This window comes from Staphylococcus sp. GDY8P198P (genome assembly GCF_017891615.1).
GTDB classification, from domain to species: domain Bacteria; phylum Bacillota; class Bacilli; order Staphylococcales; family Staphylococcaceae; genus Staphylococcus; species Staphylococcus cohnii.
The window spans coordinates 243,942-264,412 of record NZ_JAESJQ010000004.1 but is presented as its reverse complement, the minus strand read 5'-3'; the positions used below and the strand labels follow the sequence as shown (position 1 = coordinate 264,412).

Here is a 20,471-nt window from a genome sequence, read left to right as displayed (position 1 = left end):
TATGGTTAAAAACATACAGACAGAAGCAGATGAATTTGGATTTTTTGGCAATTTTGGTGGGCAATATGTCCCAGAAACATTAATGCCAGCAATTCAAGAACTTAAACAAGCTTATGAAAAAGCTAAACTAGATCCTAAGTTTCAAAATGAATTGAATAACTATTTAAAAGATTATGTAGGAAGAGAGACACCATTAACATATGCGGCATCATATACAGAAGCGCTAGGCGGGGCAAAAATATATTTAAAAAGAGAAGATTTGAATCATACTGGTGCCCACAAAATTAATAATGCACTAGGTCAAGCACTTTTAGCTAAAAGAATGGGCAAAAATAAATTAGTTGCAGAAACTGGTGCAGGACAACATGGAGTTGCTAGCGCGACAGCAGCAGCCTTATTTGATATGGAACTCGTGGTGTTTATGGGTGAAGAAGATATCAAACGACAAGAATTGAATGTATTTAGAATGGAATTACTTGGTGCAAAAGTTGAACCCGTGACTGAAGGACAAGGAACGTTATCTGATGCAGTTAATAAGGCGTTACAATATTGGGTAAGTCATGTAGACGATACACATTATTTATTAGGTTCTGCATTAGGACCAGATCCATTCCCGACAATAGTGAGAGATTTCCAAAAAGTTATAGGTACTGAAATCAAAGATCAAATCAAAGAGAAGGAAGGGCGTTTACCAGATGCGATAATTGCATGTGTAGGCGGAGGATCAAATGCTATTGGTACATTTTATCCATTTATTCAAGATGATGTTGCACTTTATGGTGTTGAAGCAGCAGGAGAGGGCATTGATAGTGACAAACATGCACTCGCAATAAATAAAGGTCATGAAGGTATTTTACATGGTACAAAAATGTATTTAATACAAGATGAAAATGGACAGATAGAATTAGCACATTCAATCTCAGCTGGGTTAGATTATCCAGGTGTAGGACCTGAGCATTCATATTATCATGATATTGGAAGAGTTAAATATGCAACTGCTAGTGATAGACAAGCCATGGATGCATTGGTGAAATTTACCCAGGCAGAAGGTATTATACCTGCGATAGAAAGTGCGCATGCATTAAGTTTTGTTGAAGAGCTAGCACCATCTATGGATAAAGACCAAATCATTGTCGTAACTGTGTCAGGACGTGGTGATAAAGATATGGAAACGATTAGAAACTACATGAGACAAGGTGGCGAAAGTAATGCATAAATTATTTATTCCCTATATCATGGGGAACAAAAATTTTATTGAAAATATGAAAATATTAAGTGAATCAGGCGCGGATATTATTGAAGTAGGCGTTCCATTTTCAGATCCAGTAGCTGATGGGCCAGTGATTATGGAAGCTGGAAATAAAGCCATACAACAAGGCGTGAACATCGCATATATTTTTGATGAACTGACTGCACATCGTGATTCTATAAACAGTCAATATGTACTTATGACGTATATCAATATAATTAATCATTATGGAGAAGATGCATTTTTTGATGCATGTGAGAAAGCTGGTGTATATGGATTAATTATACCTGATTTGCCACATGAACTTGTCCAACAATTAAAAGATAGACATCCTCATCGCAAAGTTAATATTATTTCATTAATTGCTATGACAACATCTGATGAACGCATCAATCAAATTTCTGAAAATGCGGAAGGGTTTATCTATACAGTTACAATGAATGCAACAACTGGAGAAAATGGAAAGTTTCATCCAGAACTAAAACGAAAAATTGAAAAAATTAAAAACAAAGCAAATGTACCTGTAGTAGCCGGTTTTGGTATTCGTACTAAAACGCATGTTAGTGACATTAGCGAAGTAGCTGATGGTATAGTCATCGGTAGTGAAATTGTTAAACGGTTTGAACAAGACCAAAAAGAATCGACAATCGCGTATCTAAATTCAATTAGAACAACCCTAGATGATGTACAAATTAATAAATGATGTGTAATGTTTATTTTAGATGGGTATTATTTGAAATAGATAGTCAAAATTGAAACATCGAAATGAATTTGACGTGATTTCAAGTAGATAATAACCTAAATAAATGAAGAGGTGACAATCGTGAATAAAAAAGTTTTATTCGTTATAACAAGTAGAGCACAATATGAAGATGGTACACCAACTGGATTATGGTTGGAAGAGGCAAGTGAACCTTATCATATTTTAACAGAATCAGGTATCGACGTAGATATCGTTTCAATAGAAGGTGGAGAAATACCTTTAGATCCAAATTCAACTCAAAATGACGAATTAACGAAATATGCACAATTTGTAGAAAAAATTAATGATGTGCCTAGTATAGATAACATTAATGTTTCAGATTATGATGCAGTTTACCTACCAGGTGGTCATGGTACAGTATTTGATTTTGCTCATAATCAAAAATTAGCTAATATCTTGTCTGATTTTAAACATGAAGGCAAATTTATAAGTTCTGTATGTCATGGACCAAGTGCATTTGTCGGTGCAAAAGATAAAAATGGTAAATATCTCGTAGAAGGTGTTACTTTAACATCATTTACAGATGATGAAGAACGTACGATGGGACTAGAGAATAAAGTACCATTCTTAACACAAACAGAATTAGAGCAACAGGGCGCTAAATTCGTTACCAAAGATAATTTTACGGAACATGTTGAAACAGATAGTCAATTCATCACTGGTCAAAATCCTCAATCAAGTGTAGCAATCGGTGAAGCATTAAAAGATGCCTTAAAATAGTGGGGTTTTTAAAATAAGTTATATTGGGTAACATGAACTACTAACAAGTAAAAAACTTGTTAGTAGTTTTTATATTTACATAATTAAATTAAGATTTGTGTTTAAATAGTTATTCTTTGTTAGAATAAAAGTAATGCTATAATAAAACAATACATAAATTATAAGTGAATTGTAGCATTTAGTAATTCTAACTAGGGTATCGATTTAGTTTTATAATTGAATATTGTATAATAATTAAGATTAAAGTTTAAACTCGAAATAAAGTACTATAGACAAATAGGAGTATATAAAATGAAATTTACGAATTTAACTGCAAAAGAGTTTGGTGCATTTGTTGATCACATGCCCAACAGTCATTTCACACAGATGGTAGGGAATTATGAGTTAAAAATTGCAGAAGGCACAGAAACACATTTAGTAGGCGTTAAAAATAATGAAAATGAAGTTATAGCAGCATGTTTATTAACGGCTGTACCAGTTATGAAAATATTTAAATATTTTTATACAAATCGTGGACCAGTGATTGATTTCGAAAATAAAGAACTCGTCCATTATTTTTTCAATGAATTAGCTAAATATGTAAAAAAACATAATGCATTATATTTAAGAGTAGATCCATACTTAGCATATCAATATCGAAATCACGATGGAGATGTATTAGAAAATGCAGGTCATGATTGGATCTTCGATAAAATGAAACAACTTGGTTATAAACATCAAGGGTTTTTAACTGGTTTTGATCCAATTATTCAAATAAGATTCCATTCTGTATTAGACTTAAAAGATAAGACAGCAAAAGATGTACTAAATGATATGGATAGTTTACGTAAACGTAATACGAAAAAAGTTCAAAAAAATGGCGTGAAGGTCAGATTCTTAGGCGAAGATGAATTACCTATTTTCCGTTCGTTTATGGAAGATACTTCAGAATCTAAAGATTTCGATGATAGAGAAGACAGTTTCTATTACAATAGGTTAAAGTATTATAAGAATCGTGTATTGGTGCCATTAGCTTATATGGATTTTGAAGCATATATCGATGAACTCAAGTCAGAGCGTGAAGTGTTAAGTAAAGATATCAATAAAGCGCTTAAAGATATAGAAAAACGTCCTGAAAATAAAAAAGCATATAATAAAAAAGAAAATTTAGAAAAACAACTTATTGCAAATCAGCAAAAAATTGATGAAGCTAAGTCATTACAAGAACAACACGGTAATGAATTACCAATTTCAGCAGCATTCTTTATTGTTAATCCATACGAAGTAGTGTATTACGCAGGAGGAACATCTAACGAATTTAGACATTTTGCGGGAAGCTATGCAATACAATGGAAAATGATAAATTATGCAATCGATAATAATATTGATAGATATAACTTCTATGGCGTTAGTGGTGATTTTTCAGAAGATGCAGAAGATGCAGGTGTTGTTAAATTTAAAAAAGGCTTCAACGCTGATGTAGTTGAATATGTTGGTGATTTTATAAAACCAATAAATAAACCAATGTACAAAATTTATACAATGTTAAAGGGATTAAAAGATAAAAAGTAATACGTATTATATTTAGAAAGGAACTAGCTATAATGAAATTTACAGAGTTAACTGTCAAAGAATACGACAATTTTGTACAAAATCCAGCTTTAGAGAGTCATTACTTTCAAGTAAAGGAAAATATAGCTACTAGAGAAGAAGATGGTTTTCAAGTTGTTTTATTAGGCTTAAAAGATGATGATAATCAAGTTATCGCAGCTAGTCTTTTCTCTAAAATCCCAACTATGGGTAGCTATGTATATTATTCAAACCGTGGTCCAGTCATGGATTATAATGATTTAGGTTTAGTTGATTTCTATTTACGTGAATTAGATACTTACCTTCAAAAACAAAATTGTTTATATGTGAAAATGGATCCTTATTGGATATACCAAATTTATGATAAAGATATTAATCCAATGCCTGATTATCAAGAAAATGATGCGCTTGTTAATTTATTTAAATCACATGGATATACGCATCATGGTTTTACAACAGAATATGATACATCAAGTCAAGTTAGATGGATGGGTGTACTTAATTTAGATGGTAAATCACCAGCATCATTAAAAAAACAATTTGATAGCCAAAGAAAACGAAATATTAATAAAGCGATTAATTTTGGCGTGAAAGTAAGATTTTTAGAAAGAGATGAATTTGACATCTTTTTATCACTCTATCGTGAAACTGAAAAACGAGCTGGTTTTGTATCAAAAACGGATGAATATTTCTATAATTTCATAGATAATTATGGGGATAAAGCTTTAATTCCTCTAGCTTATATTGATTTAGATGAATATATTACGAATACGCAAGAAAGTATTAATGAAAAAGAAGCGCGTAGGGATCAAATGATGCAAAATGAAAATAAATCTGATAAGCAATTGAAAAAAATTGCTGAAATCGATAAACAAATTGAGCATGATAAAAAAGAATTATTACATGCGAGTGAATTAAGACAGACAGATGGCTCTATCTTGAATCTTGCAGCAGGCGTATATTTTGCTAATGCGTATGAAGTGAATTATTTCTCAGGTGGGTCATCTGAAAAATACAATCAATACATGGGACCTTATATGATGCATTGGTTTATGATTAATTATTGTTTTGATCATGGATATGGTCGTTACAATTTCTATGGCTTATCTGGTGACTTCACTGAAAATAGTGAAGACTATGGTGTTTATCGATTTAAACGAGGTTTCGGCGTACAAATCGAAGAATTAATTGGTGATTTTTATAAACCAATCAAAAAAACAAAGTATAAGTTATTCAATACGCTTAACAATATTAGAAAAAAAATTAAAAAATAAAAAGAAAGCATACTGGTATATAAGCCCTAAGCCAGTATGCTTTCTTATGTTCAAAAGAGGTTGAGATATAATGGATTCGCCCAACCTCATTTAACGTAGGACAGAAATCTTTTTAATAAAATCAGATTTCTGTCCCACTCCCTTTGCGTGGATTATCATGCGATGTCAATTCTGGTTGTTGTCCACATTTTTAGTATATATCTCACTAATCAGAAGTGCAATATCATTTTATTATATAAACAGGATAGTAAATTAATAAATAATATTATTCAAAAATGTTAGGTTTAAGAAATATTTCTAATATATTAAGAATATCTTTTTGAAAACAATTAACGTAAAGCGTCTATGAGATAAGTTATTCCAATAATAAAGAAAACTGCACTCATAAATACAGCGATAACAACGGCAGCTATCAATGGATTAAACAATAAAATGACACCAAATATAATTTCTATTATGTTTAATATAATAGATACCATATGAAATCGTTTGTTTGCACCTTCTGCTGACGTAATCGTAAACATATTCAAAAGTGCATTAATAATAAACCATATGGCAAATAAATAAACAATAAATGTTGTACTTGTTACTACATTAAATAATATAAGTATACCAATAATGATGTTGATAATACCTAAGATAATAAGTAAACTCGAACCATTTTGCGTGGCTTGTTTCATAATACGCCTTACAAAAATTTCAATGAAGCCATTAATTATAAATAAAATACCAATTAACCAAGTAATGGCAAATAAATTTTCTTCAGGAAAACTAATGATAAAAACGCCTATAATCAAGAAGAAAACACCTATTAATAAACTGGACCATTTAATACCTGATTTTTGTTGCATGTTTTTCACTCCAATCTCAATAATATTTACCCAAAATGAAAGTATTCAACACTTTAGTAAATAATAATATTATTATGTTAACAAAAACGAATAACAAAGTAACCTGTTTCGTTTGATTTAATAAATATTTAGGTCCAATCTATAATATATAGGGTTTGAAAATTAAGTATTCGTTTTAGGAGTGTATGATCAGTGGGAATTTCGATTCAAAAATCAATTTATAAAAAACTATTAAAAAATTTAGCAACTGAGCCGTTTAATGTAACATTTTGGGATGGTTCAACCGTACATTATAATGACGGAATTGCTAAATTTCATTTGACTTTCAATAGACCGTTAAATAAAAAACTGTTAAAAGCAAATCCGATGATTGCATTAGCAGAAGGCTATATGGATAAGAATATTGAAGTCAGTGGTGATTTAGAATTTATTATGGCGTCCATCTTTTCACAACAAAAAAGTTTTATTAATAAACCTAAGAAAAAATATGTACAATCTCGTAAAAAATATAAAAACAATAAAAAAATTGCTAAAGAAAATGCTTCATTTCATTATGATTTAGGTAACGATTTTTATCGCTTATGGTTAGATAAAACGATGAATTATTCTTGTGCATATTTTAAAACGAAAGAAGATTCGTTATATACAGCTCAAGTTAACAAGATTAACCATATATTAAAAAAGCTAAATTTACAGTCTGGACAAAGCTTATTAGATATTGGATCTGGATGGGGACATCTTATTATTGAAGCTGCAAAACAATACAATGTCCAAACATTAGGTATTACATTAAGTAAAGAACAATATATCAAAACAAAAGAACGTATTAAAGCTGAAGGTTTGATCGGTCAAGTGGATGTTAAGTTAATGGATTATAGAGAACTTATTAATGAAAAAAGAACGTTTGATCGTATTGTAAGTGTAGGCATGTTAGAACATGTTGGACATGATCATATTCCTATATTCATGGAAAATACACATAAGTTATTGAACGATGGCGGTGTGGCCTTATTGCATTGTATTACTGGACTTGTTGAAGTAGAAGGTAACGACTTTCTCACTAAATATATCTTTCCCGGAGGTGCAATTCCTTCTATAAGAGCGTTAGTTGACAATATGTCACAAAATAACTTAAAAATTGTAGATGTAGAAAGTTTAAGAAGGCATTACACTTTAACTTTACGCAACTGGGCAGAGAATTTTGAAGCAAATCTAGATAAAGTACGAGAGCAATTTGATGAGAGATTTATAAGAATGTGGCGTTTGTATTTAAATGCATGTGCGGCAAACTTCACATGTGGCGTTTCTGATTTGCACCAATTTTTAATCACAAAAGGCGTCAATAATGAACTGCCAATGACAAGAGATTATTTATACAAAGATAATTAAAATAAAATTTTTGATCAATAGTATTGAGATTTTACTTTTATCTCAATACTATTGATTTTTTTATGTTATATAAGACAATCATTTAGTTAACGTTATTTATGTTATGTAAACCTATAATTATATATGCTTATTTTTAAACCATAGGTTAAGTAAGGATTGTTATAAATGTTATCTGATAGTAATACTCTTATAATTAATAGAAACTATAATTACTTTAAAAAAACATCTCATTTGAAACGCTGAGAAGTTGATTTCTGAACGTTGAACTTTGCTTTTGTGTATCTATGTAAACATGATTGCAAATGAGCCAAAAATTGATTTATGATAATGTTATTGTCAGTTAGATTACTGTAAATACACGTTGAGGATGGTTAAGAAAAAAGTAGAATACATATAGTGATGTTCACATGAATGAAATAAGATGTGATTATCAATTTTGTATTTCTATCTTAAGTTTTGGTTAAATTAATTAAGGATTTATCATACGATGAACTTTATACTTTTATAAATTAATAGATAAATCAGCATACATATATAAATTAACATTTTAGTTTACATAATATATATTATAGGAAGTTATGTGTATTTCGATATAAGGGACCTATCATATAATCTTTATGCTATTTATGTTTGTTTTAATTTGTTTTCGTTAGCTTTTTTGAATAACCAATTTCATATCTTACTTGCAGTTTAAATTAGATTATTCGTTATCTACTTTAATAACTGAAATTATTAAGTCACTATGTATTCATTATATATAATTATTTGCATTGTATCTTAAATATGTAACGATACGTATTAGTCTATTAAGTATTTACTATAATCTATTAATCATTATATGAACTCTACAGCTTTATTCATTGATGCTGAAAATATAACTGATAACTTTACATAAAATATATGCCTTTATCAAATCGTAATTTTTTTGATTTAATAAAGGCATATCATTATTGTTTGTTTTTTACATAAACATCTATTGAGTCTTTAATGAACTGAGCAGTGCCTGTTCCAAATTTATCAATATTTACTTTGAATCGTTCGTCTTCGACATACATTTCACCTAAACACTCAAAAATATCTAATGTGTAATTAAAATTTAAGTTTGAATTTAAATAATCATACCATTTTTGTACGTTTGACTGGACCTCGACAGATTCTGGTGGCTGACTTTTTAAATTGGCGAAAGTTGAAAAGATATCATTCATTTCATTTGTTTTTAGAACTTTTTCTTTGTCTGACCATGAGTTAATATGCTGGTTAGCTTTTATAATAGTGCTATCACCCCACTTTTTACGTGCTTCTTCGTCATAGCTTTTAGATAAATTATCAAAATTAAAGCCTTCGAATTTTTCTTCATTGGTCATTGCTATTTCTCCTCTCATATGACGTAATGTTTGATCAATTGTTTGAATCATTTGATCGGTACGATTTTGTCTTTCAATAAGTAATTGCTTGTGTATTTTTAATGCTTCTTGTCTATCGAAAGACGGGCTATCAATGATTGATTTTATTTTTTTAAGAGAAAAGTCGAGTTCTCTAAAAAATAAAATTTGCTGTAATTTATCTAGGTCTGTTTCTGAATATAGCCGATATCCTGACTTGGACAGTTTCGTTGGATTTAATAAATTAATTTCATCATAGTAATGTAACGTACGCACACTAATACCTACTAAATTGGCTATTTGTTTAACCGTCATTTGCATTTATCTTACCTCCTCATAAAATGACTATAATGCTTAACGGAACGTCAGGGTCAATAATAAATTTTGTATTATTGTTAGCAGTATAATAAAAATAAAAAGTCCCTGAGACAAAATGTGTCTGGGGACTTTCAATATTGGTAGATGAAACAATGAGCTTTGCATTTTTATTCCGATGTTACTTTTAACAATTATTTTTTTCTTTTAAATTCATGTGCTTCGTCTTCAGGCGAGATACCACGTTTTTTCATTTCTTTTAATGCCTTTTTTTCTCGACGTTTACGTCTGAAGTCACGCGTAAAGTACCAAATTAAAAAGCTCATAATTAAACTTAATACCGCCATAAATGCAGCAAAACCTAATAAAGGCTCGTAAGTAATATTTTCAAAATTAGGTATTAAGAATGCAGCAATAGCTAATATAACAAATGTTAAAATTGCAGCTGCAAACCATTTATTTAAAACAAGTGTACAGAATAATGTAACTACTATAACAGCTACTACTGTAATCCATAAAAAATTAGGTAAATCAAAAATAGTCATTTATAGCGCTCCTTATAAAAATCGGCATATTTGTCATTATAACAATAATACTAAATGAAATTATATATCATATCCATCTTGAGTAGTATAATAACATATTAAAATATTGCATTAATCACGTCAAATTAACATTCTTTATACAATTAGATAACTTGTTTTCTTACGCGGGTTTGGTCTATAAACGCACAATTGTATCTTACCAGGTAATTTCATGTATAATTAAACATGAAATTATTATACATAATTAGGAGTGATTAAATGGCAGATACTTTACCACTTAGAAATGAAGTTTCAGCTGAAACAACTTGGGATATTTCAGCTCTATTTTCATCAGATGAAGCATTTTATCAAACTTTAGATAACACCACAGCAGCTGCAAAAACATTTAATGAAAATTATGTTCATCAATTGGATAATCCTACTATTATTGAAAAAGCATTAGCTGTATATTCTGATATACTGGTCCAATTAGATAAAATGGCAAATTATGCAGAATTGAGATTAAGTGTTGATACGTCAAATGAACAAGCACAAACATTAAGTGCTAAATTTTCAAATACTTATGGAAAAATTGCGAGTGAACTATCATTTGTTGAATCAGAAATATTGGAACTTTCTGATGAGGTATTCAATCATTTTATTTCAACATCTAAATACCCACATTATTTAAAAAAATTAAAAGAAAGTAAACCGTATCAACTTAGTCCTGAAGTTGAAAAAACATTAGCAAGTTTATCATCAGTGTTTGAACGTCCTTTTGAACTATATGGTATAACGAAGATGTTAGATATAGATTTTGATTCGTTTGAATATAACGGTAAAACATATCCTTTAGATTATGCTACCTTTGAAAATGAATATGAAGATCATCCAGAAGAAGCATTTAGAAGGATTAGTTTCAAAAAATTTAGCGATGCATTAAATAAGTATCAACATACAACTGCTGCTACATATAATATGCAAGTACAACAAGAAAAAATTGAAGCAGATTTACGTGGTTATGATTCTGTAATTGATTACCTATTACAAGATCAAGAAATTACTCGAGATATGTTTGACCGTCAAATTGATGTTATTATGAGCAATTTAGCGCCTATTATGCAAAAATATGCGAAATTGATTAAACGTGTTCATGGCTTAGAAGTCATGCATTTTGAAGATTTAAAGATATCTATAGATCCTAATTACGAACCAGATATCTCTATTGAAGATTCTAAAAAATATATTTATGGCGCATTAAATGTATTAGGTAAAAATTATTTGAATATGGTTGAAACAGCTTATCAAGATAGATGGATAGATTTTGCTCAGAACAAAGGCAAAGATACTGGTGCGTATTGTGCAAGTCCATATGCTACACATTCGTATATATTTATTTCTTGGACTGGTAAAATGACTGAGACATTTGTTTTAGCACATGAGTTAGGACACGCTGGCCATTTTACGTTAGCACAAAGTCACCAAAATTATTTGGAATCAGAACCATCCATGTATTTTGTAGAGGCACCATCGACAATGAATGAGATGTTAATGGCGAATTATTTATTCGAAAATAGCAGCGATGCTCAATTTAAGCGTTGGGTTATAGGTTCTATCGTTTCTAGAACGTATTATCACAATATGGTAACGCATTTACTAGAAGCAGCGTATCAACGCGAAGTTTATAAAAAAGTTGATAATGGCGAATCGCTGACTGCGCCATTATTAAATCGAATTATGTTGGATGTCTACACTCAATTTTTTGGAGAAAGTGTTAAGTTTACTAAAGGTTCAGAGCTTACATGGATGAGACAACCACATTATTATATGGGATTATATTCGTATACGTATTCTGCTGGCTTAACAATAGGTACAGTTATGTCACAACGTATTCAGCAAGAAGGACAACCTGCTGTGAGTGATTGGTTAAAAACATTGCAAGCAGGTGGCAGTCAATCACCTACTGAATTAGCTCGATTGGCTGGTATTGATATTCGCACTGATCAACCATTAAAATCTACAATTGCATATATAGGTAAATTGGTAGATGAGCTGGAGCAGCTTACAGATGAAATTGAAGCAGACAATCATCAACACTAATAAATATAAATAAAGACATATCTTAAAAAAGCACGATGTCGATAAAATAAGCAAGCCCTGTTTTACAACTGGATGTAGCTTATCTCGACACCGTGCTTTTGTATTTTAGTCATATGATTCGTAACGTTCACCTGTGACAAAGTAAAAAATACTTTCTGCAACATTGCTGATGTGGTCACCGATGCGTTCCAAATGTCTGGCTGCTAGATGTGCTTGTCCTGCAACAAAAGGATCATTATCTATTAAATAAGTTGTATTAACAATATTTTTATATAAATCATCAATATCTTCGTCACGTTCAATAATTTCCTTAATCAAGGTAACATCGTCTCTTTTTACTGCATCATCTAAATCTTTTAACATTAATAATGCAAGTTTACCCATTGTGTTCAATCTTGTAAGCACGTATTCATCGGTGATTTTAGCGCGTAATCTAATTTCTGCAATATTTGCAGCATTATCACCAATTCTTTCAAAATCAGAAGCGATTTTTAATGCAGCCATCATCAACCTTAAATCAGAAGCGATGGGCTGTTGTTTAGTAATTAACATAATTACTTTTTCATTTATTTCTGTTTCTAAGGCATTGATGTCTTTATCGTTCGCAATTGTTTCCCGCGCATAATTTCTATCCTCTTCACTTAACGATTTTAATCCATATTCAATATTATAATATACGTGAAGGCCAAGTCGACGTAAATCTTTCATTAATGCGTCTAATTGGCCTTCATATTTCTCTCTAATAACCATATATTAACCGAAACGACCAGAGATATAATCTTCTGTTTGTTTATCAGATGGGTTAGAGAAGATTTTATCAGTGTCGTCGTATTCATTTACATAACCGTTAAGGAAAAATGCTGTTTTATCAGATACACGCGCAGCTTGTTGCATATTATGTGTAACGATAATGATCGAATATTTTTCTTTTAGTTCTTGTACGAGCTCTTCAACTTTTAACGTTGAAATTGGATCTAACGCAGATGTTGGTTCATCCATTAAAATAACATCTGGTTCAATTGCTAATGTACGTGCAATACAAACACGCTGTTGTTGGCCACCTGATAAGCTATATGCGTTTGTATCTAAGCGGTCTTTTAATTCATCCCATATTGCAGCGCCACGTAAAGATTTTTCTACAATTTCATCAAGAATCTTTTTGTTTTTAATACCATGTATTTTAGGTCCGTATGTGATATTATCATATATTGATTTTGGAAATGGGTTGGGTTGTTGGAACACCATTCCGACATTTGTTCTTAATTTTTCAACTGAATATTTTTCGTCGAAAATATTTTGATCACGGTAAATGATTTTACCTGCTGTTTTAACAGATGGTACAAGTTCCACCATTCTATTTAATGCTTTGATATAAGTAGATTTACCGCAACCTGATGGCCCTATAATAGCAGTGACATTATTTTCTAAGATATCTAGATTTATGTTTTTTAAAGCATGATTATCGCCGTACCATAAATCTAGATTTTTTGTAGAATAGACAATTTTTTTCTCACTATCAGGAATTTTATGTTCTTTGTTATCTGTGTTTCTATCAATGGATGCAATTGGTACTGAATTTTGATTCGTATGTTCCGCTATTTTTGTTTTTTCTTCTTTAATTGTATCTTTAGCCATAATTAAAACTCCTTTTACGGTTATTTTCAAACTATAAATTTATAATTTCTCCCCAAAATAACCGTTTAATTAAATTTGATTTTGAAATAACATTAATATTTTTTACTGTATTTGTTTCTCAAAAATATCGCAATTGCGTTCATTAGCAGTAAAATGACTAGCAAGACAATGATACCGGCAGACGCAACATTTTGGAATTCATCTTGTGGAAGTTTTGCCCAATTGTAAATCGACATAGGTAATGCTTGGAATTGGTCGAATACACTTGAAGGTAAACTTAATAAAACGGTCGGTATACCGATTAGTATGAGCGGTGCAGTTTCACCTAATGCACGTGATAATGCTAGAATGAAACCTGTTAGTATACCTGGAATAGCTGCTGGTAATACAACTCGACGTATTGTTTGCCATTTATTTCCACCTAAGCCATATGAAGCTTCTCTAACCGAATTTGGCACAGATCTGATAGCTTCCTGGCTTGCGACAATAATGACTGGTAAGATTAGTAACGACATGGTTAATGCTGCTGCAAGTACTGAGTTACTTAAAGCAAGTGCTTCTATCCCCATACCTCTTACAAAAATAGTGAGTCCAAGTAAACCAAAAACCACTGAAGGCACGCCGGCTAAGTTTGAAATACTGACTTTAATAAAACTTGTAAATGCATTATCTTTGGCATATTCCTCTAAATAAATTGCTGTACCTACACCTAATACAATTGAAATGGGTATGATTGTAATCATCAACCAAATTGTACCGATTAAACCACCTTTCACACCTGCCATTGAAGGTGTTGAGGACGAGAAATTACTGAAGAATGACGGTGTTAAATGTCCTGCACCTTTAATGAGTGTGTCTATGATTAGAGCTGCTAGAAAAAGTAAGGCTACTAAAGTACATGTAAAAAATGCCCATTTATTGAATTTATTTGTTGCTAATCTACTGGAAAGTTTTTTTTCAACTTTTTGTTGATTAACAAGCGCTTTAGTATTTGTCTCTCCCATATTAATACTCCTCTCTAAAGCGTTTCGTAATCCATTGTGAAATTAAATTCATCACAAGTGTGAATAAGAATAATGTGAAACCAACAGCATAGATACTGTAATAGATATCAGAGCCAAATGTCGCATCTCCTGTTGCCACTTGTACAATATATCCTGTCATAGTTTGGATTGACCCAGTTAAATTTAATGAGGAACTAGGTGTACTACCTGCAGCGAGTGATACGATCATCGTTTCTCCGATTGCACGAGAAATAGCTAATACGATAGACGCCATAATACCTGAAGTAGCGGCTGGTAATATTACTTTTGTTGCAACTTCAAATTTTGTTGCACCTAAACCAAGTGCACCTTCACGTATTTTGTTTGGCACTGATGACATAGCATCTTCACTCATACTTGAAATCAACGGAATAATCATAACGCCTACGACAATACCAGGACTAATTGAGTTAAAGCTGCCTAACTCAGGAAATATTGAACGAAGTACAGGGGTAACAAATGTTAAAGCGAAAAAGCCGAAAACAATTGTTGGTATCCCAGACAATATTTCTAATATAGGTTTTATTATTTTTCTCACTCTTGTAGAAGCATATTCACTTAAATATAAAGCAGCTCCTAAACCAAGAGGAACAGCAACGATTGTTGCAATAGCTGTAATTTTAAGCGTACCTAAAATTAATGCCCAAATACCATATTGTGGTGTTGATGAGAATGGATTCCATTCTTTAGAAAATAAAAACTCAGTTATTGGAACACGTGTAAAAAATGTAATGGTTTCTGTTAATAATGTAACGATAATCCCTACTGTTGCTAAGATTGAGCAAATTGCAATGATTCCCAGAATGATCGGTACAATTTTATCGCTAATGCCTTTTTTCTTGCCGTTATTTTTAGCAATCATTTCACTAACAGAAGTATTCTGATTAGCCATGTAAATACCCTTCTTTCGTATAGACTCCCAATATTTAAAATAAAGTTGGGACTGTTCTTCATCTAGCGTTTAGCAACATAGCGATTTTCACTATATTGTTAAACGCTAGATAAATTGAACTTGGAAGTAGATAGATAAATTTAATAATGCGTTTTGTCTACCTACTTCCTGAATCCCAACTTTAAAAATTGCTATTATGTTTATTTATCTTCTTTTTTGCTGTCTTTTTTGTCGCTATCTTTACCAATGATGTCTTTTAATTTACTTTGTTGTTCTGTGTAATCTTTTTCAGGTAAGGCAACAAATCCTGCTTCTTCAGCTGATTTTCCTTTATCCTTCATGACAAATTTCATGAAGTCTTGGAATCCTTCATTATCTTTTAATTTTTTCTCGTTAGTGTAGATATAAAGTGGTCTGCTTAATGCGTAAGAACCATCTTGGATTGTTTTCTTAGTTGGTTCTGTTAATTGACCATTTTCATCTTTGATTTTAACTTCTTTTAATTTGTCTTTATTTTGTTTATAGAAGTTATAACCAAAGTAACCGACACTGTCTTTGTTTTTCTCTACTGATTGGACTATTGTATTTGTGTCAGCATTTTTCTCTGCTTTGATATCTTTTTTGTCCATAATTTCTTCAGAGAAGAAATCGTAAGTACCGTGTGATTGGTCAGGAGAGAATGCTTTAATTTCTTTATCTGGCCATTTTGAATTAACGTCTTTCCATGTTTTTGCTTTGCCTGAGTAGATTTCTCTTAATTGCTCTTTCGTAAGTTCATCTACAAAGTCATTTTCTTTATTTACTGTAATTGTTACACCATCTTGTGCAACTTTAAATTCATCATATTTAATGCCTTTATCATCTAATTTTTTCTTTTCTTCATCTTTTATAGGTCTAGATGCATTTGAGAAATCAGTGCTGCCTGAAATGAATTTTTCAAATCCACCACCAGTTCCCGATGTACCATTTGATACAGTTACATCTGAATTATCTTTAGCAAATTTTTCATTTAATTTTTCAATGATTGGACCTACAGTAGATGAACCGTCACCTTTAACTTCTCCACTTCCTTTACCAGAATCGCTATTTCCGCCGCCACAAGCTCCTAATAAAAGTGAAGCACCGATTACAGTAGTACCAAATAATTGCCATTTTTTCATTGAAACATCCTCCTAATAAGTGAATAACCCAAAAGTTATATGTATTTCTTACAGTTCCTATACTACACACCTTTTATTAAATACAAATATAGTTAATGTAAATGTTTTGTTAAGTATTTATTGACCTTGTTTACAAAATTCACAATGGTAGGATCTATGGCTTAAACTTTTGAACAAACCTTGATATGACAACATTTGTGGAAAAATGAATATTACAAAAAGCGCATGATTTGTAATATAAAAACAAAAAAATCCTGTCCTACATGTTGATTTATGTAGTACAGGATAAAATTATAAATATTTAAACACTATTTTATATAGAAAGAACTAGTCTTCAACTCTGCTCCAACCTTTATTAGTTAACGCGATTTTGCCAGTTTCAATTGTTATAATTTTGTTTTTATATAAATGACCAATCGCACGTTTAAATGCGCCTTTACTCATATTAAATACTTCTTTAATAGCTTCAGGATTTGATTTGTCCCAAAACGGCAATTCGCCATCATATTCTACAAGTAAATTAAATATATGTTGACCATCTTCGTCAAGTCTTTCATGTGCAAATGGTAAAAACGAACCGTTGAGTTCCCCTTTTTCATTATGCCCTATAATTCGAACTTCTAGCTTTTCACCTAAGCGAGGTTCCGATTTACGTTCAGACTCATGGACGAATATTTTATGACCATCTTTGGATAGCATGAAGCTTCCGATTCTTAAAACTCTGTATGGTCTTGCTTCGATAACTTTATTCTGTAATGTATCATCGTTTACTGGTGTGTACATTGAATCAACAATTGTTTCAGTTGCTAGACGAGCAAACATGTTGTTTTCGCTATCAATACGTAAAGTAACTAATAATTCATCACCTTGTATTGGCCATACATCTTTTACTTTTGGTAAATCAATCCACGGGATTAAAACTTCCCTTGGAAGACCTACATCAACGTGTGCACCATCTCGATCGGTTTTTAAAACTTTCACAAAATCATATTTGCTAGTTGTAATGTCTGGCATATTTTGTGTAGCAAACAATGCGCCAGATCTATTAGGATAAATGAAAAAGCTATATTCCTCGCCTATGATTAAATTATCTTCTTCATTAACTTCTGATTGATTGAGTTTAACTTCTTCTCCGTTTGGTCCTTGTAACTTGTAAGTAGATCCTTCTAATCCAACAACTTCAAGAAATTCAATGGAACCTACAATATTTTTCTCTTCTTGGGCCATACTGTTCTCCTTCGTACTTAAATTTATTCTTATCTATTATAACATGCCATAAAGAAACAAGCATCAACTCATTGTGAATGGTCGAAACTCCCTCTTAAGTGTGTTATAATTTGTCCGGTAGATTAACGTAAAGGAGCAAATGCATGTTACAAGTTACTGATGTGAGTTTACGATTTGGTGATCGTAAATTATTCGAAGATGTAAATATTAAATTTACAGAAGGAAATTGTTATGGTTTGATTGGAGCTAATGGTGCTGGAAAATCGACATTTTTAAAGATTTTATCTGGCGAGTTGGATGCTCAATCAGGTCATGTATCTATGGGGAAAGACGAACGTTTAGCAATCTTAAAACAGGATCACTTTGCATATGAAGAAGAACGTGTGATTGATGTTGTCATTAAAGGACATGAACGTCTATATGAAGTAATGAAAGAAAAAGATGAAATTTATATGAAACCGGATTTCAGTGATGAAGACGGTATCAGAGCTGCAGAATTAGAAGGTGAATTTGCTGAAATGGACGGCTGGAATGCCGAAGCAGATGCAGGTTCTTTATTATCTGGATTAGGTATATCTGCAGATTTACAAGATAAAAAAATGGCTGAATTAGAAAATAACCAAAAAGTAAAAGTATTATTAGCCCAAAGTTTGTTTGGTAAACCTGATGTACTTCTACTTGATGAACCGACCAATGGTTTAGATATCCCTGCGATAAGCTGGTTAGAAGATTTCTTAATCAATTTTGAAAATACAGTGATTGTGGTATCACATGATAGACACTTTTTAAATAATGTATGTACACATATTGCAGACTTAGATTATGGAAAAATAAAAGTATACGTAGGTAACTATGATTTTTGGTATCAATCAAGTCAATTAGCAATGAAAATGGCACAAGAACAAAACAAGAAAAAAGAAGAAAAGATTAAAGAATTGCAAGATTTCGTTGCTCGTTTCTCTGCAAATGCATCTAAATCTAAACAAGCAACAAGCCGTAAAAAGCAACTAGAAAAAATTGAACTAGACGATATTCAACCTTCTTCACGTCGTTACCCATATGTGAAATTCACGCCAGAACGTGAAATTGGTAATGATTTACTATTTGTTGAAAATGTATCAAAAACAATAGATGGTAATAAAGTGTTAGATAATATTTCATTTACAATGAACCCTAATGATAAAGCAGTTTTAATTGGAGATAGTGAAATTGCGAAAACGACATTACTCAAAATATTAGCTGGTGAAATGACGCCAGACGAAGGAACTGTAAAATGGGGTGTTACGACTTCACGTAGTTACTTCCCTAAAGATAACTCTGAATACTTCGAAGGTGTAAATATGAACCTTGTTGATTGGTTACGTCAATATGCGCCTGAAGATGAACAAACAGAAACATTCTTAAGAGGCTTCTTAGGCCGCATGTTATTTAGTGGTGAAGAAGTTAAGAAAAAAGCGAGTGTTTTATCTGGTGGAGAAAAAGTGCGTTGTATGTTAAGTAAAATGATGTTATCTAGTGCGAATGTTCTATTACTAGATGAACCAACAAACCACTTAGATTTAGAAAGTATTACTGCAGTAAACGATGGTTTGAAAAATTTCAAAGGTTCAATGATTTTCACGTCGTATGACTTTGAATTTATCAACACAATCGCGAACCGAGTAATTGACTTAAATCCTACTGGCGGTTTATCAAAAGAAATATCTTATGAAGCTTATTTACAGGAAACTGGCGTATTAAATAAATAAGACCATTAAAAATATAGAAGTATATTAGTCAACACATAGATTAAAAGTATTGCATATTTCAATGGTAAATTAGATAGCAAATAGCGTTATTAAGCATATATGAAAAATACCATCAATGGATGAAATCATATGTTAAAGCTGAGATATTAATATATAAGCTCAGACTGTCGACAAAGTCTACGACTTTGTTGGCAGTTTTTTTGTGCACGCTTTCCGCGGGCACTGCCTTTGCCTGTAGTCTTCGGCTAGTGCTCTTCCCGCAGGAGTCGGCCCAAATTACTGCCAATATCACACTAAAAACACTATTAATTCAGAGAATATTTTGTCTCAAGTCAATGTGACAAACAATCAAAGAAATTGTGAAAAAAGATACTTTTCTCTCCCAAATTGAAAAGTATTGTTGATACTGTAAAGAAACAATATAATTTGCGAAGTCAAACAATTGAGAGAAGATTTGGCGATATAAAAGAACACATGGTATGCGATGAACGAAATATAGTCGCCATGACAAAGTTTCTATGCATACCATGATAATTTGTGTTACCACGAATCTTTAAAAAATGGCAATATGGTTAGTAAAATGGCCAATAATGGTATGAAATACCCCTACTATTTTGAAAAAGCTATATA

Annotated in this window: 17 protein-coding genes; 8 read left to right on the top strand and 9 right to left on the bottom strand. The window is 31.4% G+C overall.

Features of this window, described 5'->3' with window-relative positions; genetic code table 11:
- Position 1 precedes the first annotated feature (1 nt).
- The 5 genes from trpB (at position 2) to KA824_RS04085 (ending at position 5,575) form a co-directional block, all read left to right on the top strand.
- Positions 2-1,216, top strand: coding sequence for a tryptophan synthase subunit beta (gene trpB / locus KA824_RS04105; protein WP_107384590.1), 1,215 nt, complete (start codon positions 2-4; stop codon positions 1,214-1,216).
- Complete coding sequence (gene trpA / locus KA824_RS04100; RefSeq protein WP_107384591.1) at positions 1,209-1,952, top strand: tryptophan synthase subunit alpha; 744 nt, start codon at positions 1,209-1,211, stop codon at positions 1,950-1,952. Before trpB ends, trpA begins: the two co-directional genes overlap by 8 nt.
- 120 nt (positions 1,953-2,072) lie before the next feature.
- Entirely contained in the window at positions 2,073-2,732 is a 660-nt protein-coding gene (locus KA824_RS04095; protein ID WP_107384592.1) for a type 1 glutamine amidotransferase domain-containing protein, read from the top strand.
- Positions 2,733-3,023: 291 nt separating this feature from the next.
- Positions 3,024-4,283 carry an aminoacyltransferase gene (locus tag KA824_RS04090; RefSeq protein ID WP_107385323.1) on the top strand — a complete coding sequence of 420 codons (1,260 nt, stop codon included), beginning with the start codon at positions 3,024-3,026 and terminating at the stop codon, positions 4,281-4,283.
- A gap of 32 nt (positions 4,284-4,315) precedes the next feature.
- Positions 4,316-5,575, top strand: coding sequence for an aminoacyltransferase (locus tag KA824_RS04085; RefSeq protein ID WP_107385324.1), 1,260 nt, complete (start codon positions 4,316-4,318; stop codon positions 5,573-5,575).
- Positions 5,576-5,904: 329 nt separating this feature from the next.
- Here KA824_RS04085 and KA824_RS04080 read toward each other — a convergent pair whose 3' ends face one another.
- The gene (locus KA824_RS04080; RefSeq protein ID WP_107385325.1) at positions 5,905-6,426 is read right to left on the bottom strand and encodes a DUF308 domain-containing protein; all 522 of its coding nucleotides are present in this window, start codon (positions 6,424-6,426) and stop codon (positions 5,905-5,907) included.
- Positions 6,427-6,618: 192 nt separating this feature from the next.
- On the opposite strand from KA824_RS04080, the gene KA824_RS04075 reads away from it, so the two are divergent.
- Positions 6,619-7,815, top strand: coding sequence for an SAM-dependent methyltransferase (locus KA824_RS04075; protein ID WP_275113067.1), 1,197 nt, complete (start codon positions 6,619-6,621; stop codon positions 7,813-7,815).
- 947 nt (positions 7,816-8,762) lie between these two features.
- On the opposite strand, the gene KA824_RS04070 is transcribed toward KA824_RS04075, so the two are convergent.
- A complete protein-coding gene (locus tag KA824_RS04070) occupies positions 8,763-9,518 on the bottom strand; it encodes a MerR family transcriptional regulator (RefSeq protein WP_107385782.1) in 756 nt (251 codons plus the stop codon).
- Between the two features lie 188 nt (positions 9,519-9,706).
- Positions 9,707-10,057, bottom strand: a complete 351-nt coding sequence (locus tag KA824_RS04065) for a hypothetical protein (protein WP_107383945.1) — start codon at positions 10,055-10,057, stop codon at positions 9,707-9,709.
- Positions 10,058-10,315: 258 nt separating this feature from the next.
- On the opposite strand from KA824_RS04065, the gene pepF reads away from it, so the two are divergent.
- Positions 10,316-12,136 carry an oligoendopeptidase F gene (pepF, locus tag KA824_RS04060; RefSeq protein ID WP_107383944.1) on the top strand — a complete coding sequence of 607 codons (1,821 nt, stop codon included), beginning with the start codon at positions 10,316-10,318 and terminating at the stop codon, positions 12,134-12,136.
- Positions 12,137-12,241: 105 nt separating this feature from the next.
- Here the strand turns inward: pepF and phoU are convergent, their stop codons facing one another.
- From phoU to KA824_RS04030, 6 genes are all read right to left on the bottom strand, one after another.
- Positions 12,242-12,886, bottom strand: a complete 645-nt coding sequence (phoU, locus tag KA824_RS04055) for a phosphate signaling complex protein PhoU (RefSeq protein ID WP_181187569.1) — start codon at positions 12,884-12,886, stop codon at positions 12,242-12,244.
- Between the two features lie 3 nt (positions 12,887-12,889).
- Entirely contained in the window at positions 12,890-13,771 is an 882-nt protein-coding gene (gene pstB / locus KA824_RS04050; protein ID WP_107383943.1) for a phosphate ABC transporter ATP-binding protein PstB, read from the bottom strand.
- 92 nt (positions 13,772-13,863) lie between these two features.
- Entirely contained in the window at positions 13,864-14,775 is a 912-nt protein-coding gene (gene pstA / locus KA824_RS04045) for a phosphate ABC transporter permease PstA (RefSeq protein WP_107383942.1), read from the bottom strand.
- Between the two features lies 1 nt (position 14,776).
- The gene (gene pstC, locus KA824_RS04040; protein WP_181187570.1) at positions 14,777-15,706 is read right to left on the bottom strand and encodes a phosphate ABC transporter permease subunit PstC; all 930 of its coding nucleotides are present in this window, start codon (positions 15,704-15,706) and stop codon (positions 14,777-14,779) included.
- Between the two features lie 200 nt (positions 15,707-15,906).
- Positions 15,907-16,866, bottom strand: coding sequence for a PstS family phosphate ABC transporter substrate-binding protein (locus KA824_RS04035; RefSeq protein WP_107383940.1), 960 nt, complete (start codon positions 16,864-16,866; stop codon positions 15,907-15,909).
- A gap of 327 nt (positions 16,867-17,193) precedes the next feature.
- Complete coding sequence (locus tag KA824_RS04030) at positions 17,194-18,093, bottom strand: CvfB family protein (RefSeq protein WP_107383939.1); 900 nt, start codon at positions 18,091-18,093, stop codon at positions 17,194-17,196.
- Positions 18,094-18,236: 143 nt separating this feature from the next.
- On the opposite strand from KA824_RS04030, the gene KA824_RS04025 reads away from it, so the two are divergent.
- Positions 18,237-19,841, top strand: coding sequence for an ABC-F family ATP-binding cassette domain-containing protein (locus KA824_RS04025; protein WP_019468776.1), 1,605 nt, complete (start codon positions 18,237-18,239; stop codon positions 19,839-19,841).
- Positions 19,842-20,471: the final 630 nt, after the last annotated feature.

Bases quoted from the DNA above. Each gene is read 5' to 3' on its own strand.
- KA824_RS04065 (WP_107383945.1), bottom strand. From the start codon at position 10,057: ATGACTATTTTTGATTTACCTAATTTTTTATGGATTACAGTAGTAGCT.
- KA824_RS04025 (WP_019468776.1), top strand. From the start codon at position 18,237: ATGTTACAAGTTACTGATGTGAGTTTACGATTTGGTGATCGTAAATTA.
- pstC (WP_181187570.1), bottom strand. From the start codon at position 15,706: ATGGCTAATCAGAATACTTCTGTTAGTGAAATGATTGCTAAAAATAAC.
- KA824_RS04085 (WP_107385324.1), top strand. From the start codon at position 4,316: ATGAAATTTACAGAGTTAACTGTCAAAGAATACGACAATTTTGTACAA.
- KA824_RS04080 (WP_107385325.1), bottom strand. From the start codon at position 6,426: ATGCAACAAAAATCAGGTATTAAATGGTCCAGTTTATTAATAGGTGTT.
- KA824_RS04035 (WP_107383940.1), bottom strand. From the start codon at position 16,866: ATGAAAAAATGGCAATTATTTGGTACTACTGTAATCGGTGCTTCACTT.
- KA824_RS04030 (WP_107383939.1), bottom strand. From the start codon at position 18,093: ATGGCCCAAGAAGAGAAAAATATTGTAGGTTCCATTGAATTTCTTGAA.
- trpA (WP_107384591.1), top strand. From the start codon at position 1,209: ATGCATAAATTATTTATTCCCTATATCATGGGGAACAAAAATTTTATT.
- pepF (WP_107383944.1), top strand. From the start codon at position 10,316: ATGGCAGATACTTTACCACTTAGAAATGAAGTTTCAGCTGAAACAACT.
- KA824_RS04090 (WP_107385323.1), top strand. From the start codon at position 3,024: ATGAAATTTACGAATTTAACTGCAAAAGAGTTTGGTGCATTTGTTGAT.
- phoU (WP_181187569.1), bottom strand. From the start codon at position 12,886: ATGGTTATTAGAGAGAAATATGAAGGCCAATTAGACGCATTAATGAAA.
- trpB (WP_107384590.1), top strand. From the start codon at position 2: ATGGTTAAAAACATACAGACAGAAGCAGATGAATTTGGATTTTTTGGC.
- pstB (WP_107383943.1), bottom strand. From the start codon at position 13,771: ATGGCTAAAGATACAATTAAAGAAGAAAAAACAAAAATAGCGGAACAT.
- pstA (WP_107383942.1), bottom strand. From the start codon at position 14,775: ATGGGAGAGACAAATACTAAAGCGCTTGTTAATCAACAAAAAGTTGAA.
- KA824_RS04070 (WP_107385782.1), bottom strand. From the start codon at position 9,518: ATGCAAATGACGGTTAAACAAATAGCCAATTTAGTAGGTATTAGTGTG.